This is a genomic window from Streptomyces sp. SID14436 (genome assembly GCF_010548465.1).
GTDB lineage: Bacteria > Actinomycetota > Actinomycetes > Streptomycetales > Streptomycetaceae > Streptomyces.
On record NZ_JAAGMD010000813.1, the window covers coordinates 1 to 2,207 of the forward strand.

Annotated in this window: 2 protein-coding genes and 1 pseudogene; 2 read left to right on the top strand and 1 reads right to left on the bottom strand. The window is 74.4% G+C overall.

Going from position 1 to position 2,207, the window contains the following annotated elements:
* Nucleotides 1-266 (top strand): annotated as a pseudogene (locus tag G3I53_RS29835) (GntR family transcriptional regulator); the annotation flags it as partial.
* Between the two features lie 31 nt (nucleotides 267-297).
* Here the strand turns inward: G3I53_RS29835 and G3I53_RS29840 are convergent.
* Entirely contained in the window at nucleotides 298-1,242 is a 945-nt protein-coding gene (locus tag G3I53_RS29840; RefSeq protein ID WP_164333248.1) for a DMT family transporter, read from the bottom strand.
* A 75-nt stretch (nucleotides 1,243-1,317) separates the two neighbouring features.
* On the opposite strand from G3I53_RS29840, the gene G3I53_RS29845 reads away from it, so the two are divergent.
* The coding region (locus G3I53_RS29845) for a LysR family transcriptional regulator (protein ID WP_164438960.1) at nucleotides 1,318-2,207 on the top strand (890 nt) is incomplete at its 3' end.

A 2,207-nucleotide genomic window follows, 5' to 3' on the forward strand; every position in this document is an offset into this window, starting at 1 on the left:
TCGGGGCGCTGGCCCGGCGCGGGATCGAGGCCCACGGGCGCAGCGGGATGAACGTGTGGGTGCCCGTGCCCGACGAGACCGGCGCGGTGGCCCGTCTGCTGCACGCGGGCTGGGCGGTGGCGCCCGGTGCCCGCTTCCGGTCCGACGCGCCGCCGGGCATCCGCATCACCGTCTCCACCCTCACCGCCGACGAGGCCGAACCGGTCGCGCAGGCCGTCGCGACGGCGCTCGAACCGCCCGCGGGGGCGGCCCGGACGTACGTCTAGCGCGTCCGGGCCCCGGGCCCCGGCAGGGTGCCTACCGGGGCCGGCGCGGCCTCACCTGGGTGAGTGCCGCGCCCGCCAGGACGATCACCGCGCCCACCGGTACCGACCAGGTCAGCCGCTCGCCGAGGATGGTGATGCCGGCCGCCGCCGCGATGACCGGGATGAAGTACGTCACCATCTGGCCGGTCGTCGGGCCGACCTCGGCGACCAGGCCGTACTGGACGAGCATCGCGAGGCCGGTGCCCAGAGTGCCCAGCGCGGCGACCGCCAGCAGCGGCACGACTGCGAAGTCGTCCGGCGCGGACGTGAACAGCGGCGTCACGACGGCGAGTTGCACAGTGGCCAGGAGGAGCTGTCCGCCCGTCAGCGACAGGTGGGAGTGGGGGTTGCCGGCCAGGGTGCGCCGGACGTAGATCCAGCCGACCGGATAGCTCAGCGAGGCCAGCAGCGCCATGGACGTCCCCCGCACGTCCAGGCCCTCGAACCCCTGCCAGGCGCCCAGCACCGTCAGCACGCCCACGAAGCCCACCGCGAGCCCCGCCAGCCGCACCCGGGACGGCCGGTCCTCGGAGAGGGCGACGAGCGACAGGGCCATGCCCCACAGCGGCGAGGTCGCGTTGCAGATGCCCGCCAGTGTGGACGGGATGGTCAGTTCGGCGAACGCGAACAGGGAGAACGGCAGGGCGTTGAGCAGGAAACCGGCCACCGCCAGGTGACCCCAGGTGCGCAGACCCCGCGGCAGGCCCTCGCGCCGCATCGCCATCGCCGCTGCCAGCACGGCCGTCCCGAAGGCGAGCCGGCCGAGTGTGACCTGGAAGGGGGCGTAGCCCTCGGTGCCGACCTTGATGAGGAGGAAACTGAATCCCCAGATCAGGGACAGCGCGCCGAACCGGAGCCGCCAGTCGAGCCGACGGCGGGGCCGGCCGGGCGACCGGGGGGCGGGGACCGCGGTGGTGGTCGGGGTGCTGCTGCTCATGCACGCAACAATGCGGGAGCGCTATCTCGTAGCACAATCGAGAATTCGCACGCGGTATCTCGTAGCATCGCTTACATGTTGAACCTGGAGCGCCTGCGCACCCTCGACGCCCTCGCCCGGCACGGCTCGGTCAGCGGCGCCGCGGCGGGACTGCACATCACCACCTCCGCCGTCTCGCAGCAGCTGGCCAAGCTGGAGCGCGAGGCCGGGCAGCGGCTCCTCGCCAAGAACGGCCGCGGGGTGCGCCTCACCGACGCCGGCCGGCTGCTCGCCGAGCACGCCGCGCGCATCCTCTCCCAGGTCGAACTCGCCCAGGCCGATCTGGAGGCGCAGCGCGGTCAGGTCGCCGGCGAGCTGCGGGTGTCCGCGTTCCCCACCGCGGCGCGGGGCCTGTTCCCCACCGCGCTGGCCGCCCTGCGGGAGCAGCACCCCGCACTGCGCGTGCGCTCCCGCGAGCTGGAGCCCGAGAAGGGCATCTCCGGAGTGGTCCGCGGCGACCTGGACCTGGCGGTGGTGCTCGACTGGTACAACAAGCCGATGCCGCTGCCGGACGGCCTGGTGAAGGCGCCCGTCCTCGACGACGCCGCCGATGTCGCCCTGCCCGCCGGGCACCGGCTGGCCGGCCGGGGAGAGGTGGACCTCGGGGAGCTCGCCGACGACGAGTGGATCACCTGGGGCGAGGGCGAGTTCTGCCACGAGTGGCTGATGTTCACCCTGCGCTCCCGGGGCATCGAGCCGATCGTCGGCCACCGCGCGGCGGAGAGCCACACCCAGCTCGCCCTGGTCGCGGCCGGTCTCGGCGTGTGCATCGCCCCGCTCCTCGGCCGCGATCCGCTGCCCGACGGCGTCGTCACCGTCCCGCTGCGCCAGCGGGTCCGGCGGCACGTGTACGTCGTCTGGCGCGCGGACGCCGACCGCCGCCCGTCGATCCGGGCGGCGGTGCGCGAACTGCGGGCGGCGGGGCA

What these genes read in the sequence shown, in the direction of transcription:
- G3I53_RS29840 (WP_164333248.1), bottom strand. Translation starts at nt 1,242, where the DNA reads ATGAGCAGCAGCACCCCGACCACCACCGCGGTCCCCGCCCCCCGGTCG.